Source organism: Salegentibacter sp. UBA1130, assembly GCF_002311535.1.
Taxonomy (GTDB): domain Bacteria; phylum Bacteroidota; class Bacteroidia; order Flavobacteriales; family Flavobacteriaceae; genus Salegentibacter; species Salegentibacter agarivorans.
Genome location: NZ_DCAP01000027.1, coordinates 92,217 through 106,105 on the forward strand (window position 1 = coordinate 92,217; position 13,889 = coordinate 106,105).

General features: G+C 36.5%; 14 protein-coding genes. 8 read left to right on the plus strand and 6 right to left on the minus strand.

The window, feature by feature from the left end:
- Positions 1–5: 5 nt before the first annotated feature.
- The gene (locus B4F31_RS10570) at positions 6–875 is read left to right on the plus strand and encodes a cupin-like domain-containing protein (protein ID WP_075325595.1); all 870 of its coding nucleotides are present in this window, start codon (positions 6–8) and stop codon (positions 873–875) included.
- Positions 872–1,753, plus strand: a complete 882-nt coding sequence (locus B4F31_RS10575) for a cupin-like domain-containing protein (protein WP_286761294.1) — start codon at positions 872–874, stop codon at positions 1,751–1,753. The genes B4F31_RS10570 and B4F31_RS10575 overlap by 4 nt, the downstream gene beginning before the upstream one ends.
- Before the next feature lie 48 nt (positions 1,754–1,801).
- On the opposite strand, the gene B4F31_RS10580 is transcribed toward B4F31_RS10575, so the two are convergent.
- The 3 genes from B4F31_RS10580 to B4F31_RS10590 form a co-directional block, all read right to left on the minus strand.
- Positions 1,802–2,227: a regulatory protein RecX gene (locus B4F31_RS10580; RefSeq protein WP_075327888.1), complete on the minus strand. Its 426-nt coding sequence runs from the start codon at positions 2,225–2,227 to the stop codon at positions 1,802–1,804.
- A gap of 172 nt (positions 2,228–2,399) precedes the next feature.
- A complete protein-coding gene (locus B4F31_RS10585; protein WP_075325597.1) occupies positions 2,400–3,938 on the minus strand; it encodes an Rne/Rng family ribonuclease in 1,539 nt (512 codons plus the stop codon).
- 298 nt (positions 3,939–4,236) lie between these two features.
- A complete protein-coding gene (locus tag B4F31_RS10590; protein WP_255351554.1) occupies positions 4,237–4,545 on the minus strand; it encodes an HU family DNA-binding protein in 309 nt (102 codons plus the stop codon).
- A gap of 125 nt (positions 4,546–4,670) precedes the next feature.
- Here B4F31_RS10590 and mutY point away from each other — a divergent pair, with 125 nt between their 5' ends.
- The 5 genes from mutY (at position 4,671) to B4F31_RS10615 (ending at position 9,237) form a co-directional block, all read left to right on the plus strand.
- Positions 4,671–5,726: an A/G-specific adenine glycosylase gene (gene mutY / locus B4F31_RS10595; RefSeq protein WP_286761296.1), complete on the plus strand. Its 1,056-nt coding sequence runs from the start codon at positions 4,671–4,673 to the stop codon at positions 5,724–5,726.
- Between the two features lie 105 nt (positions 5,727–5,831).
- Entirely contained in the window at positions 5,832–6,302 is a 471-nt protein-coding gene (locus tag B4F31_RS10600) for a single-stranded DNA-binding protein (protein ID WP_075325599.1), read from the plus strand.
- A gap of 21 nt (positions 6,303–6,323) precedes the next feature.
- Positions 6,324–7,649, plus strand: a complete 1,326-nt coding sequence (locus B4F31_RS10605; RefSeq protein WP_075325600.1) for a gliding motility-associated protein GldE — start codon at positions 6,324–6,326, stop codon at positions 7,647–7,649.
- A 14-nt stretch (positions 7,650–7,663) separates the two neighbouring features.
- Complete coding sequence (gene gldD, locus B4F31_RS10610; RefSeq protein WP_093305840.1) at positions 7,664–8,227, plus strand: gliding motility lipoprotein GldD; 564 nt, start codon at positions 7,664–7,666, stop codon at positions 8,225–8,227.
- A 104-nt stretch (positions 8,228–8,331) separates the two neighbouring features.
- Positions 8,332–9,237 (plus strand): DMT family transporter, encoded by a 906-nt coding sequence (locus B4F31_RS10615; RefSeq protein WP_093305842.1) that lies wholly within the window; start codon positions 8,332–8,334, stop codon positions 9,235–9,237.
- A gap of 1 nt (position 9,238) precedes the next feature.
- Here the strand turns inward: B4F31_RS10615 and B4F31_RS10620 are convergent, their stop codons facing one another.
- The 3 genes from B4F31_RS10620 to B4F31_RS10630 form a co-directional block, all read right to left on the minus strand.
- The gene (locus tag B4F31_RS10620; protein ID WP_143083672.1) at positions 9,239–9,658 is read right to left on the minus strand and encodes a hypothetical protein; all 420 of its coding nucleotides are present in this window, start codon (positions 9,656–9,658) and stop codon (positions 9,239–9,241) included.
- A gap of 75 nt (positions 9,659–9,733) precedes the next feature.
- Complete coding sequence (locus tag B4F31_RS10625) at positions 9,734–11,794, minus strand: M16 family metallopeptidase (protein ID WP_075325604.1); 2,061 nt, start codon at positions 11,792–11,794, stop codon at positions 9,734–9,736.
- A 17-nt stretch (positions 11,795–11,811) separates the two neighbouring features.
- Positions 11,812–13,137 (minus strand): M16 family metallopeptidase, encoded by a 1,326-nt coding sequence (locus tag B4F31_RS10630; protein WP_286761297.1) that lies wholly within the window; start codon positions 13,135–13,137, stop codon positions 11,812–11,814.
- Positions 13,138–13,418: 281 nt separating this feature from the next.
- Between B4F31_RS10630 and B4F31_RS10635 the strand changes: the two genes are divergently transcribed.
- Complete coding sequence (locus B4F31_RS10635; protein ID WP_075325605.1) at positions 13,419–13,883, plus strand: DUF4199 domain-containing protein; 465 nt, start codon at positions 13,419–13,421, stop codon at positions 13,881–13,883.
- Positions 13,884–13,889 lie beyond the last annotated feature (6 nt).

A 13,889-nucleotide genomic window follows, 5' to 3' on the forward strand; every position in this document is an offset into this window, starting at 1 on the left:
TCGATTTGAAATTGAATCTGCAAGACATACCGCGGGTTAAAAAGCTTTCAAAAGAAGAATTTTTGAAGGACTATTTTATACCCGAAAAACCGGTTGTTTTTGAAGAGCTTTCTGCCGACTGGCCAGCCACAAAAAAATGGGATTTTGATTATTTTAGGGAAAAAGCCGGGGATGTTGTAGTGCCGCTTTATGATGGGAAACCGGCAAAAGGAAGACAAAATTCTCACGGCCCGGCAAAGAAAATTCCTATGCGGGAATACATAGATATTCTTGAAAAAGGACCTACAGACCTCAGGATGTTTTTCTTTAACCTACTGCAAAATTGTCCGGAGTTAATAGATGATTTTAAGTATCCCAATCTTGGTGTAAAATTCTTTAAAAAGTTACCAGTTTTATTTGTTGGGGGTGAGGGCAGTAGTGTGGTGATGCATTATGATATGGATCTTGCTAATAATTTTCATTTCAATTTTGTAGGCGAAAAAAGAGTGATTCTTTATCCGCCTTCAGAAACTAAATTTTTGTATCATGTACCACACTCCATAGTGAGTATGGAGATAATAAATATGGCTAATCCAGATTTTGAGAAATATCCGGCACTGGCCAAAGCAAAAGGTTTTGAAACAACCCTAAAGCACGGGGAGGCTTTATATATTCCCAGTAAATGGTGGCATTTTATAAAGTATGAGACTGCCAGCTTATCAATGACGTTAAGGTCTTTGCCGCAAAAACCGGGGCGAATTGCCGAAGTACTCAAAAATTTGATTATTACCCGAAATTACGATAATTTAATGCGTAAGATTAAGGGCCAGGATTGGATAGATTATAAGAATAGAAAAGCGATTGAAAATACGCACAGAAGTGCTGGAATTGAATGATGGAGAAAGAAGAAAGCTTACATTTAGAACCCATACCAAGGCTTAAGACTATTTCTAAAAAGGAATTTTTAGAAAATTATGTACGGCCACAAAAACCTGTGGTTATAGAACATTTGGTAGACGATTGGCCGGCTACCCAAAAATGGAATTTAGATTATATTAGCGAGGTTGCTGGTGAAAAAGTGGTTCCGCTTTACGACGATCGTCCTATAACGTCTGAGCAAAAATTTAACGAGCCACATACCGAAATGAAAATGGCAGATTATATAGAGCTGCTAAAATCAAAACCTACAAATTACCGTATTTTTCTTTATCATTTATTAAAGGAGGTGCCGGTTTTACACAAAGATTTCAGGTTTCCAGATCTGGGGCTTAGATTTATAAAACAGTTGCCAACTTTATTTTTTGGAGGAGAGAATTCTAAAGTCTTTATGCATTACGATATTGATTTTGCTAATATCCTTCATTTTCATTTCCACGGAAAAAAACGTTGTATAATTTATCCACCTTCCCAGACCAAATATCTATATAAAGTGCCTCACGCTCTTATTTCCCGTGAAGATATTGATTTTAATAATCCCGATTTTGAAAAATTCCCGGTATTAAAAAAGGCGAAAGGTTATGTAACCGAATTAAAACATGGGGAAGCATTATATATGCCTGAAGGCTACTGGCACCAAATGACCTACTTAACTCCAGGTTTTTCTATGAGTTTAAGGGCTACGCCAAGAACGCTTACCAATTTTTCTAAAGCCGTTTATAACCTGGTGGTGATGCGTAATTTTGATAACTATATGCGTAAGCTAAAAGGCCAAAAGTGGATAGATTATAAAAATGTACAGGCAGTTGAGCGCACGCATAAGAAGAATAAGGTTTAAGTAAGTTGAGACCTCACAGGTTTTCAACACCAGTGAGGTCTATAAGAACTATTCTAAGTGCTCATTTACCACTTCATAGGCCAAATTACTTTCGTAGCCTTTTCGAAGCAGGAAATCGGCTAATTTGCGCTTCTTTTTAAATTTATCGGGTTCTTTAAGTAGTTTTAATTTCTTTTCGGCCACTTCGTAAATCGTAGCGATATATTTCTGCTCATCTATTTCGGTAAGTGCTATTTTAATTATTGGGGCAGAAATTTCCCTGAACTTCAATTCTTGTTTGATCTTTATTTTTCCCCATTTTTTTATCCTGAATTTCCCTCGCACAAAACTTCTGGCGAATCTTTCTTCATTTAAGAAGTTTTCCTGCATTAATTCCATAATGATCTGCTCCTGTGCGGCGGGAATCATATTCATTTCTCTCAGTTTTTCTTCTACTTCTTTATGGCAACGGTCTCGGTATGCGCAGAACTGCATCAGTTTTATAGTTGCTTCTTTTACGGTATAAAATTGTTGAGATTCTTTCAAGAGTTAAAAATTCGGGAATTAAGATTCAAAATTAAAACTTTTTCAGGTAGGAAATATCAAAATGTAAATTTCAGGATTGGGCATAAAAAAACGCCTTCCGAATTAACGAAAGGCGTTTTTTTTAAAGGATTTCATTTCCTTCTTTATCGTGAAAATGATATTCCATATACGTGTAAGCGTCTCTTGGTAAAATTTTCACCCATCGCTTATGGTCTAAAAACCATTGCGAGCGGGGAGATGGAAAGCCTTTTGTTAAAAAGGCTGCAATAAATGGATGCGCACTCAAAGTGATCTTTTTATGATCTTTCTTAATGAGTTTTTCCAGGTCAGTTTTTATTTTGTTTATTAAAAGTATTGGTGCTTCAATTTCACCAGTTCCGTTAGGGTTTTCCTCGCGGGTTTTAATATTCATTTCCGGCCTTACGCGTTGTCTTGTAATTTGTATCAACCCGAATTTACTCGGTGGCAAAATTTTATGTTTTGCACGGTCGTCACTCATTTCGTTCCTAAGGTGATCAAACAGGGTTTTGCGGTTTTCGGCTTTTCCCATGTCTATGAAGTCTACCACGATTATGCCACCCATATCACGCAATCTTAATTGCCGGGCTATTTCTGTGGCGCTAATCATGTTCACCTCTAATGCAGTATCTTCCTGGTTTCTGGATTTGTTAGAACGGTTACCACTATTTACGTCTATAACGTGCATAGCTTCTGTGTGTTCTATTACCAGGTAGGCGCCTTTGCTCATAGAGACGGTGCGCCCAAATGAAGTTTTTATTTGTCTTTCGATACCGTATTTTTCAAAAATTGGAACATTAGATTGATATAACTTAACAATCGATTCTTTACTTGGGGCGATTTCGCCCACATAGTCTTTAATTTGTGTGTAAAGCGTCTCGTCGTCTACAGTAATAGAAGTAAAAGAGTCATTAAAAATGTCTCTTAACAGGGAAGATGCCCTGTTTAATTCTCCCAGTACTTTAGAGGGATGATGTGGCTTATACATCTTTTTGCACATTCCTGTCCAGCGATCCATCAAATTTTGAAGGTCCCTATCCAGTTCTGCTACTTTTTTGCCTTCGGCTACGGTTCTTACAATTATTCCAAAACCTTTGGGTTTAATGCTTTTTACCAATCTTTTTAACCGGTCTTTTTCTTCTTTACTTTCAATTTTTTGTGAAACTGAAATACGATTAGAAAATGGGACCAGTACAATATAACGACCCGCAATAGAAAGCTCTGAGCTTATTCTGGGGCCTTTGGTAGAAATAGGTTCTTTTACAACCTGAACCAGTAGCGACTGATTTGACTTTAAGACGTCTGTAATAACGCCGTCTTTGTCAATATCCTTTTCGAATGTAAAATTCTTTAAGGAATAATCTTTTAATTTACCTGTGCTTACACGTTTTATGAACTTAAGCATGGAAGATACCTGGGGACCAAGATCGTGATAGTGTAAAAATCCATCTTTCTCGTAACCAACATTTACAAATGCGGCATTTAACCCTGGTACAGCTTTTCTAATTTTGGCAATAAAAATATCACCAACATTAAATTTGTTGCTGTCTTCTTCCTTGTTGAGTTCAATAAGTTTTCCATCTTTTTGTAAGGCAAAATCTACAGCAGAGGTTCCGGACCGTATAATTAATTCTTTGTCCACTCTATTAGATTTTTGTCCCGAATAAGTCGGGATGGATTAAACATTATTTTATCACAGGTTTTTTAATCCTGAAGAAACCCTAAAACTCGTTAGGTAATAAGCAGGGTTTCAATTTCAATGAACGTTTTAAACAAAAAAAGTAGTATGAAAACTACTTTTTCTTGTGGCGGTTAGCTCTGTTTCTTTTTTTACGCTTGTGCGTAGCTACCTTATGTCTTTTTCTTTTTTTACCACTTGGCATAGTGTTACTTTTTAATTAATAATTTATTTTATAAAGAAACTGGGCTTCAGTTTCAAATTACTTAACTTCAACGTTAGTTTTAACTCCTTCAACAAAAATCTTGGCAGGTTTAAAAGCCGGGATGTTGTGGGCGGGAATCTTAATAGTAGTGTTTTTAGAGATATTTCTTCCGGTTTTTTCGGCTCTTGTTTTTACAACAAAGCTTCCAAAGCCTCTTAAATATACGTTGTCTCCACTTTCTAATGAAGTTTTAACCTCATCCATGAAGGTTTCAATAGTAGCCTGAACATCACCTTTTTCCATTCCTAATTTTTCTGAGATGTTCGCTACAATATCTGCTTTCGTCATTTTCGTGCTATTTAATATTATAAATTGGGATTTCTGTTTTTTCAAGGGCGCAAATATAAGAATTAAATCTACAATATTTCAAGCCTAATTCATTAAATAATAACGGAATAAACTTTTAATATTGCACCAAGTCTATTTTATATATGGTATTTTCTAAAGTGTTGATTGATTGGTATTTAAAAAACAAGCGCGAATTGCCCTGGCGCAAAACTAGCGATCCGTATCATATTTGGCTCAGTGAAATTATGTTACAACAAACGCGAATAGAGCAGGGTTTACCATATTATAAGCGTTTTAAAAGCGCGTTTCCCAGTGTTTTGGATCTTGCTGCAGCGCCGCAAGAAAAAGTACTGAAACTCTGGCAAGGTTTGGGATATTATTCCCGGGCAAGGAATCTTCACGAAACCGCTAAATATGTTGCTGAAGAACTAAATGGTGTGTTTCCCGATTCTTATAAAGATCTCAAAAAACTAAAGGGTGTAGGTGACTATACCGCCGCTGCCATTGCTTCAATTTGTTATAATGAACCGGTTGCGGTGGTAGATGGCAATGTTTACAGGGTTTTAGCTCGTTTTTTTGATATTGAAACTCCTATAAATTCCTCGGCAGGAATTAAGGAATTTAAAGCCCTGGCTTCTGAATTGTTAGATGAAAAAAATCCTTCCAGTTTTAACCAGGCTTTAATGGAATTCGGGGCGCTTCAATGTAAACCAAGAAACCCGCTTTGTGAAACATGTCCTTTAATTTCGGGTTGTTTGGCGGTGCAGAAAAATAAAATTCAGGAATTACCGGTTAAACTGAAAAAAGCCAAAGTAAAGAAGCGCTACTTTAATTATTTAGTAGTTTTTTCTGAAGAAAATAAAACGCTACTTCAGCAAAGAACAGGAAAGGGAATTTGGAATGGTTTGTATGAATTTCCTTTAATAGAAACTGAAGAACCGGTAAGCGAAGGCGATTTTCCTTCCGAGGAAAGTATTCAAGACATTCTTGGGGAACAAAAATTATCACTAGAACTTCACAACAAAAAACCGGTGGTTCATAAACTTTCCCATCAACATATTTATACTCATTTTTGGTGGGTTAAGGCTGAAAAAGTTGGGAAAGAGGGAATTCCTGTAAAAAATGTAAAAGATTATCCGGTGCCGGTTTTAATTGCTAATTTCCTTGAAGAAACGGCACTGGAAACCTATTCCTTATAAATTGTTTAAAGTTTTATAGAGTTTAGCTTTATTTAGCAATAAATTTTTCAGTATTTTAGGGTGTAAATTAATAGCCTTTTTGGGCTCAAAAAATAATTAATAGAGATGACAGGTACATTAAACAAAGTAATGCTAATTGGGCATACGGGGGACGACGTGAAAATGCATTATTTTGAAGGCGGTGGCGCTATAGGGCGATTTCCGCTGGCTACCAACGAGACTTATACCAACCGCACAACCAACGAGCGCGTTACTAGTACCGAATGGCACAACATTGTGGTGCGTAATAAAGCAGCCGAAATTTGTGAGAAATACCTTAAAAAAGGCGATAAAGTTTTTATTGAAGGTAGAATTAAAACCCGTAAATGGCAGGACGACCAGGGAAATGACCGTTACACTACCGAAATACAGTGTACAGAATTTACCTTTTTAACTCCAAAGGGAGAGAGCGAAGGAGGCGGAAATATGCAACAGCAAAATTCCCCGTCTCAAAATCAACAAAACACGCCTAAAAATGATAATTTTGCCAATCAATCTATGGCGAAAGAAGAAGAGGAAGACGATTTGCCTTTTTAAGTTTAATTAAAACCCTGTCATTTGGATTCAGAACCTCCCAGTTTACTTTTGTTTTGGGCCACTTTTGATTTTACGCAGCTAATTAGCTATGTAGTTTTATTGCTGCTTTTACTTTGTTCTGCCTTAATTTCTGGTGCCGAAGTTGCTTTCTTTTCCTTAACACCCGCCGATGTAATTACCGAAGACGGGAAGCGCAGCAAATCTCAACAAATTGTGGTTAATCTTTTAGATAAACCCAAAAAGTTGCTGGCTACTATCCTGGTTGCCAATAATTTTATAAATATAGCCATTGTATTGTTGTTTGATAGTATTGCAGACAGGCTTTTTGGCGAGATGAATACAGTACTTTACGGCATTAATTTCAAGTTTCTAATTGAGGTTGGAGTAATAACTTTTATTATTCTCCTCTTTGGTGAAATTCTGCCTAAAGTTTATGCAAGTAGAAATAACGTGTTGTTTTCAAATTTTATGGCGCGCCCCTTAAGTTTTCTTGATACTATTTTCACCCCTTTAAGCGGGCCAATGCGCGCGGTAACTATTTTTATGCATAGCCGTCTCGGCAAGCAACGATCTTTTATAAGTATAGATCAATTATCGCAGGCTCTGGAGCTTACCAGTGAAGAAGATACCACGCAGGAAGAACAAAAAATCCTGCAGGGAATTGTGTCTTTTGGAAATACCGATACCAAACAGGTGATGCGCCCCCGGATGGATATTTTTGCCTTAAATGAAAGCCAGACTTATAAAGAAATTATCCCCGAAATTATAGACAGGGGTTATTCCAGGATTCCGGTTTATCGCGAGAATATAGATAATGTAATAGGTATTTTATACGTAAAAGATTTATTGCCCTATATTGATAAAAATTCTTTTGAATGGACCAGTTTGTTGCGCGAGCCTTATTTTGTTCCCGAAAATAAAAAGCTGGACGATTTGCTGAACGATTTTAAAACCAAAAAGAATCATTTGGCGATCGTAGTAGACGAATATGGAGGTACCAGCGGACTTATCTCTTTGGAAGATATTATTGAAGAGATAGTTGGTGATATTAGCGATGAATTCGATGACGAAGATTTGGTCTATTCCAAACTTGATGAAAACACCTATGTTTTTGAAGGTAAAACGCCGCTGAAAGATTTCTATAGAATTATAAAAATTGAAGATCCTGTGGCTTTTGAAGAGCGGAAAGGCGAGGCAGATACCCTGGCGGGCTTTTTACTGGAAATTTCAGGTGGTTTTCCGAAGAAAAATGATGTAATTTATTTTCTTAATTATAGCTTTACGGTAGAAGTTTTAGACAATAAACGCCTTAAACAAATTAAAGTGAATATTTCTCCGGTTAGTTGAAGATAAAGTGTGGTATGAAGAGTTTTTTGATAATTGTTTTGGTTTTAACTTTTATTAGCTGCGGGGAAGAAGACACTACACCCAAGCCTCGTGCATTTCTTGCGCTTAATTATCCTGAAGCTAAATACGAAACCGCAAACCTTAATTGTCCCTATAATTTTGAAATTAATACCCTGGCAGAAATTAAGGCTTCCAGAAATAATATTCCGTGTTGGATAGATTTGGAATATAAAGATTTAAACGGAACCATTTTTATCACTTACCAGCAAATTAATAATAACCTGGATTCGCTGCTGGCAGATGCGCAAAAGTTACCGCTACAACATACTATAAAAGCTGATGCTATTGAAGGTGATGTATATACTAATGAGATTCAGGAGGTTTACGGGATGTTCTATGAAGTTTCAGGCGATGCGGCTTCCCAGGCACAATTTTACCTTACCGATAGTGTGGATCATTTTGTAACCGCTTCCGCTTACTTTAGAACAAGGCCAAATTACGACTCTATTATTCCCGCTGCAGATTATCTTAAAAAAGATATGAAGCATATGATTGAAACTTTTCGCTGGGAAGAGTAATCACTGCGCAACAGGCAGGTTAAAAAAATCTACGAAAATTAATCCCTTCTTTTCTTTTCAACTCTAAAGGAATAACGATTTTTGCAGCTTAAAATCGAGAATGTATGCCATTAGAGAAATTAAAATGGGTCTACCTCATTATGTTATCTATTGTTTGGGGAAGTTCCTTTATTCTTATAAAAAAAGGGCTGGTAGGATTATCGGCTATAGAAGTTGGATCCTTCCGAATAATATTTGCCGCTGTTTTTCTAATTCTTATTGGTTTTAAATCTATAATGAAGATTAAAAAAAGCCAGTGGAAATGGATACTACTGGTGGGGTTCCTGGGAAATTTCTTTCCGGTTTATCTCTTTTCTTTCGCTGAAACTGAAATTGACAGCGCAGTAGCTTCTATCCTGAATGCTACAACACCTTTAATGACGCTTATTTTTGGCGCAGTGTTTTTTAAAGCGGTATTTAATCAAAATAAAATAATTGGGGTGGCTATTGGTCTCCTGGGTACTGCCGGACTTATTTTAAGCGGTGCCAGTATTAACCCAGACCAGAATTACCTTTATTCGCTTTTAGTTATAATAGCGGCTTCCTGTTACGCAATGAATGTAAATATTCTTAAAACCCATATGAGCGGTATTAGTCCGTTGGGTATTGCGACGGGTAGTTTTACCGTCCTGCTAATTCCAACACTGATAATTTTATATTTCTCAGGATTTTTTGAAAAAGACCTTTCCAATATCGTGCTTCAGGAATCTATAGGGTATGTTGCTATTTTAGGAATAATTGGGACGGGTGTAGCCATGATAATTTTTAATAAGCTGGTACAGATCTCAGACCCGGTTTTTACTACTTCTGTAACCTATACTATTCCAGTAGTAGCCTTAGGTTGGGGAATTTTAGATGGTGAGGTTTTTAGTACCTGGCAGTTAATTTCAGCTTTTGTGATCTTAATAGGGGTATTTATTGTAAACCGATCTAAAAAAGTGTTTTCTAAGTATAGAAAACAGGCTACCTGATCTAAACCTGAACAGTTTTTTGTGCTTTCTTCTGCTTGTTTTTGTAATAGTAAAAGGAAACTAAATAATAGACATGGAAGATCAATAAAACCTCAAAGGCAGACATAAATTCACGATGCTCAACCGATTTAAATAACTCCATAAAAGTTTCGAAAAGAAAGAAGATGTTAGCGAAAATTATTGCCGGGATCAGACATTTTAACCTAAGTTGATTAAAAGATTTTTTCTCATTTTTTTCTTTTGAAAATGAGAAAAATGCCAGCGCTAACAGGAACAAGTATTTCCCAAGCGGTAACAATATGTTGGGGTCTAGGTTTTCATTAAAACTAATTATCGCAGAAATTAATGCTAAGCCGGCAATTACAAAAGAGATAATCTTAAAATAAGATGGTAAAAGATGTTTGTTGGTTTCAAATTCCATAAAATATAGATTTGGTTTTAAAATAAAAGAACCGACCATTGCTGGCCGGTTCTCTCTAACATTAATAAAAAATCACTATTCTTCAAAATCTTCAGCTGAAACACCTTCGTTAACAAGGATCTCAGTAACATCAAATTCAAATGTTTGTGGGCCTGCAGCCTGAGTCATTTTAAAAGGAAATTTAACTCCTTCAACTTCCTGATAATCGCTGTACCCTGTAGGGATAGACATTGTTTGCCCAGCCTGAGATACAGTTTGTACAGTTTGCATTTTTAAGCCACTATCTACGTTGTAGTAAGCTTTGTAATTGTCGCTAAGTGCAACAACATAAGCATCTACACCTTCAACAGTTTCAATTCCTTCTAAAGTTGCGTCACCCACCTTTAATTCCGGAAATGGATTAGCATCTATTTTAGCAGTTTTAATTTGGTCTTCGTTGTAAGGGATCTTTTGACCTTGCGCCATTACAAATCCAGCTTCACCATCAAAAATCTGTTTGCTCATAACGTTACCGCCAACAGAAACTTCCTGGTTTAATTTACCATCCATAGTTCTTTTCATGGTTAGGTTTAGCGCCATTCCCTGTACGCTAGCTTCAGCTTTCATAACTACACTTTCTACTTCTTCAACAGCATCACGTCCGCCAACAGCTTCAATATAATTTTCGTAAACTTTTTCTACGGTTACTGAAGCGTCAACTTTTTTAGCTTGTGGTTTTTCAACTTCCTCACCAAGTTTGTTGTAATATTTAACCGGAATTGTTTTTCCGTTAAATTCAACTTTTTCAAGGTTTTCAGCAATTTCTGAAGCTTTACCTGCAACTACAATTCTCATATTATCGGTTTGATAATATTTGTTAGCTACACGTTGAATATCATCTGCAGTAACTGCATTTATTTTCTCAAGAAAAGTTTCATAAAAATCATCTGAAAGATCGTTTGTCTTGATGTTAAGCGCGTAATTAGCGATGGTAGACGGTTGTTCTAATCTTAATACGAAATCACCGGCGAATTTGCTTTTAGCGTTTTCCAACATTTCAGCATCTACAGGCTCGGTTCTAATTCTTTTAATCTCTTTTAAAGATTCTACAATAGCGCTATCGGTTACCGCGTTTCTAACGCTTGCCTGTGCAACAAATCTTGAAGCATACTTGTCTGCACCTGTGCTTGTTCTGGCTCCGTAAGTATAACCTTTGTCTTCACGAAGGTTCATATTTAAGTAACTTCCAAAACTACCACCAAGAATTTGGTTTGCTACCAATACAGGGAAGTAATCTTCATCTGCCATTTTTAAATCTATGGTATTTTGAAGTCTTAACTCACTCTGTACCGCGTTTGGCATATCAACCAAGTTGATTTGTGTTTCATTCACGTTAGCTACTTTAGGTAAGTCTTGCTCTTTTGGAGCACCGGCTTTCCAGTCTCCAAAATTTTTCTTGGCAAGTTTTTTTACTTCAGAAGTCTTTACATCACCAACTATAACAAGGTAAGCATTGGCAGGTTTGAAGTAATTATTGTAAAAACCTTTTACGTCTTCGAGAGAAACTTTTTCAGTGTTTTCTACCGTGGCAAACTCACCGTAAGGGTGGTTAGCTCCATAGGCTAAAGCAGCACTTACACGGCTGGCGATAGAACCTACATCTTTATTAATAGATTTTAAGCTTTCAATTTGTTTGTTCTTTTCAGCTTCAAATTCTTCCGGGGTGAATTTTGGTTTTAAAGCTCCTTCAGCCATAAGTTCCATAACTCTTGGGAAAAACTTAGAAAGCGAACTAGCATAAACGCTTTCTGATCCAAAATTAACATTGGCTCCTAAAAAGTCTATTTCTTCGTTAAAATCGTCTTTAGACATATTCTCGGTTCCCGTACCCAGTAAAGAAGAAACCAAAGCAGCAGTAGCAGGTTTTTCTTCGGCGTGAGGTTTATTGTCTATAATTAAGGACGCAGAAACTCTTGGAAGTTTGTGGTTTTCTACTACCAAAACTTTTAATCCGTTATCTAATGTAAATTCATCTGGCTGCCCAAGGTTAATCTTTGGGGCCGGTCCCGGTTCCGGTTGTTTAGAACGGTCTACCTGCGCAATTGCCGCTGTGGTCAAAAAGCAAGCTATAAATAATGTGAGTATATTAAATTTCATTCTATATTTTTTTAATGTTATTCCTTTTCGCTTTCTGGAAGGTAATCTAACTCTAAACGTTGGTTTTCGTTAAGATATTCGTTAGCTACTCTTTTAATATCTTCTCTGGTGATGTCTCTGTAGATTTCAATCTCTTCGTTAATAAGATCTGTATCCCCATAAAGTACATTGTACGTTGCCAATGAAGAAGCGATTCCCTGGATGCTACTGTTAGAATTTACAAAACGGTTCTCAAATTTATTTTGAAGTTTTTGATATTCTTTTTCTGAAATCAATTCGTTTTGAAGTTTATCGATTTCTTCATCCATAGAAGCAGCTAAAGTATCTAGTGGAGTTTCTCCTAAAGCAAGAGCACCCATAACGTAAGTTCCGTAATCTTCCTGAGATCTTGGGAATGCTAATACCTGTAGCGCGGTTTTTTCTTCGTCTACCATTTTCTTGTACATTCTTGAGCTTCTCCCATCAGTAAGAATTGAAGAGATCATATCAAGGATATAAGCATCTTTTTCTTTCATAGAAGGCGTGCGGTAAACAAATAATTTGGCCGGAATTTGAATGTTACTATCGTATTCTGTTGCTGTAATAGTTTCAGTAATTGGTTCTTCTTTAACAGAAACTCTTTCTACTTCCTTTCCTTCAGGAATTTCAGCAAAATACTTCTCGATCATTTCTTTAGTTTCATCAATTTCTATATCACCGGCAACAACTAAAGTAGCGTTGTTTGGCCCATAATATTTATCGAAGAAAGCTTTAAATTCGTCTAGCTCGGCTGCGTCAAGATCTTCCATGGTGCCAATAACCGAGTTTTTGTAAGGGTGGTTATCAAAAACATATTTATTGATACCTGTGGAATAAATAATCTTTCCATAAGGAGCGTTATCAATACGAGAGCGCTTTTCTTCTTTTACAACCTCGTTTTGAGTTTCTACGCCTACCTCGTTAATAACCGGGTGAAACATTCTTTCAGACTCCATCCATAAACCTAATTCAAGGTTGTTAGAAGGGAACGTCTCGTAATAATAAGTACGATCTTGCGTGGTGTTGGCATTATTGCTACCGCCATTTGCGGCTACAATATCAAACCATTTTCCACGCTCAATATTCTCGGTACCTTCAAATAAAAGGTGTTCAAAAAAGTGAGCAAAGCCAGAACGGCCTTCTTCTTCGTCCTTAGCACCTACGTGGTACATTACTCCAACGGTCGCCACGGGAGCCGTGTTGTCCTGATGTAAAATTACGTGTAATCCGTTGTCCAGGTCGTACTCGGTAAATTCTACCTCCTGGGCAATTCCTGCTGCGCTACAAACTAATGCAAAGGCAGCCATCTTTAAGTTTTTAATCATTTTTTAATAGATTTTTCATTAATGCATTGTATTAGTGTTTGAATATCGTATTTTGTTACAGCATAATTTCAGAATAATGAAGAAATTAATGTATTTGTGCGAATAGTGTCAAAATTAACAAGCTATTAAGCTAAAAACCGGCACTTTTTTTAGAAATTTACTTTTAAAGTAAAGCGGTTTCAGGGCCCGGGACTAACATTTTTCAAACTTGTAATTAGTAAATGGGTTAAAAGTTCCCCGGTCTGCAATTCGTTTAATAAATAAAACACCAACCAAAAGCTATGAAGAATTTTAGTGTTCCAATTAAATACAGTCTCATAATTGCAGTAGGACTTATTGTCTATTTTTTAATCCTATCGCTCTTTAATTTACACATTTATCCTTTATTCAGTTTATTTAACGGGGTAATTATGGCTGGCGGAATGTGGCTGGCTTTAAAGGCATATAGAAGCTCCAAAGGTTCAAAATTTAAATATCAAAAAGGTTTTATGGCGAGCCTGCTTACCGGTTTTAATGCCACTATTTTATTTACTATCTTCTTTGCATTATATGCCACAGAGTTAAACCCAGATTTTTTAAATAACCTTATTAATATGTGGCGCACCGATTATGGAACCGATATTGGTATAGTGCTTTTTGTAGTGGCGGTTATGGGGTTTGCAACCAGCCTGGTGCTTACTTTAGCCTATATGCAGTTATTTAAAGATTCCTGGAATACTAAAGAAGGACAGGAACATACTTATTAAAGTTTT

Bases quoted from the DNA above. Each gene is read 5' to 3' on its own strand.
- B4F31_RS10575 (WP_286761294.1), top strand. From the start codon at position 872: ATGATGGAGAAAGAAGAAAGCTTACATTTAGAACCCATACCAAGGCTT.
- B4F31_RS10580 (WP_075327888.1), bottom strand. From the start codon at position 2,227: ATGCAGTTCTGCGCATACCGAGACCGTTGCCATAAAGAAGTAGAAGAA.
- mutY (WP_286761296.1), top strand. From the start codon at position 4,671: ATGGTATTTTCTAAAGTGTTGATTGATTGGTATTTAAAAAACAAGCGC.
- B4F31_RS10600 (WP_075325599.1), top strand. From the start codon at position 5,832: ATGACAGGTACATTAAACAAAGTAATGCTAATTGGGCATACGGGGGAC.
- gldD (WP_093305840.1), top strand. From the start codon at position 7,664: ATGAAGAGTTTTTTGATAATTGTTTTGGTTTTAACTTTTATTAGCTGC.
- B4F31_RS10615 (WP_093305842.1), top strand. From the start codon at position 8,332: ATGCCATTAGAGAAATTAAAATGGGTCTACCTCATTATGTTATCTATT.
- B4F31_RS10620 (WP_143083672.1), bottom strand. From the start codon at position 9,658: ATGGAATTTGAAACCAACAAACATCTTTTACCATCTTATTTTAAGATT.
- B4F31_RS10625 (WP_075325604.1), bottom strand. From the start codon at position 11,794: ATGAAATTTAATATACTCACATTATTTATAGCTTGCTTTTTGACCACA.
- B4F31_RS10630 (WP_286761297.1), bottom strand. From the start codon at position 13,137: ATGATTAAAAACTTAAAGATGGCTGCCTTTGCATTAGTTTGTAGCGCA.
- B4F31_RS10635 (WP_075325605.1), top strand. From the start codon at position 13,419: ATGAAGAATTTTAGTGTTCCAATTAAATACAGTCTCATAATTGCAGTA.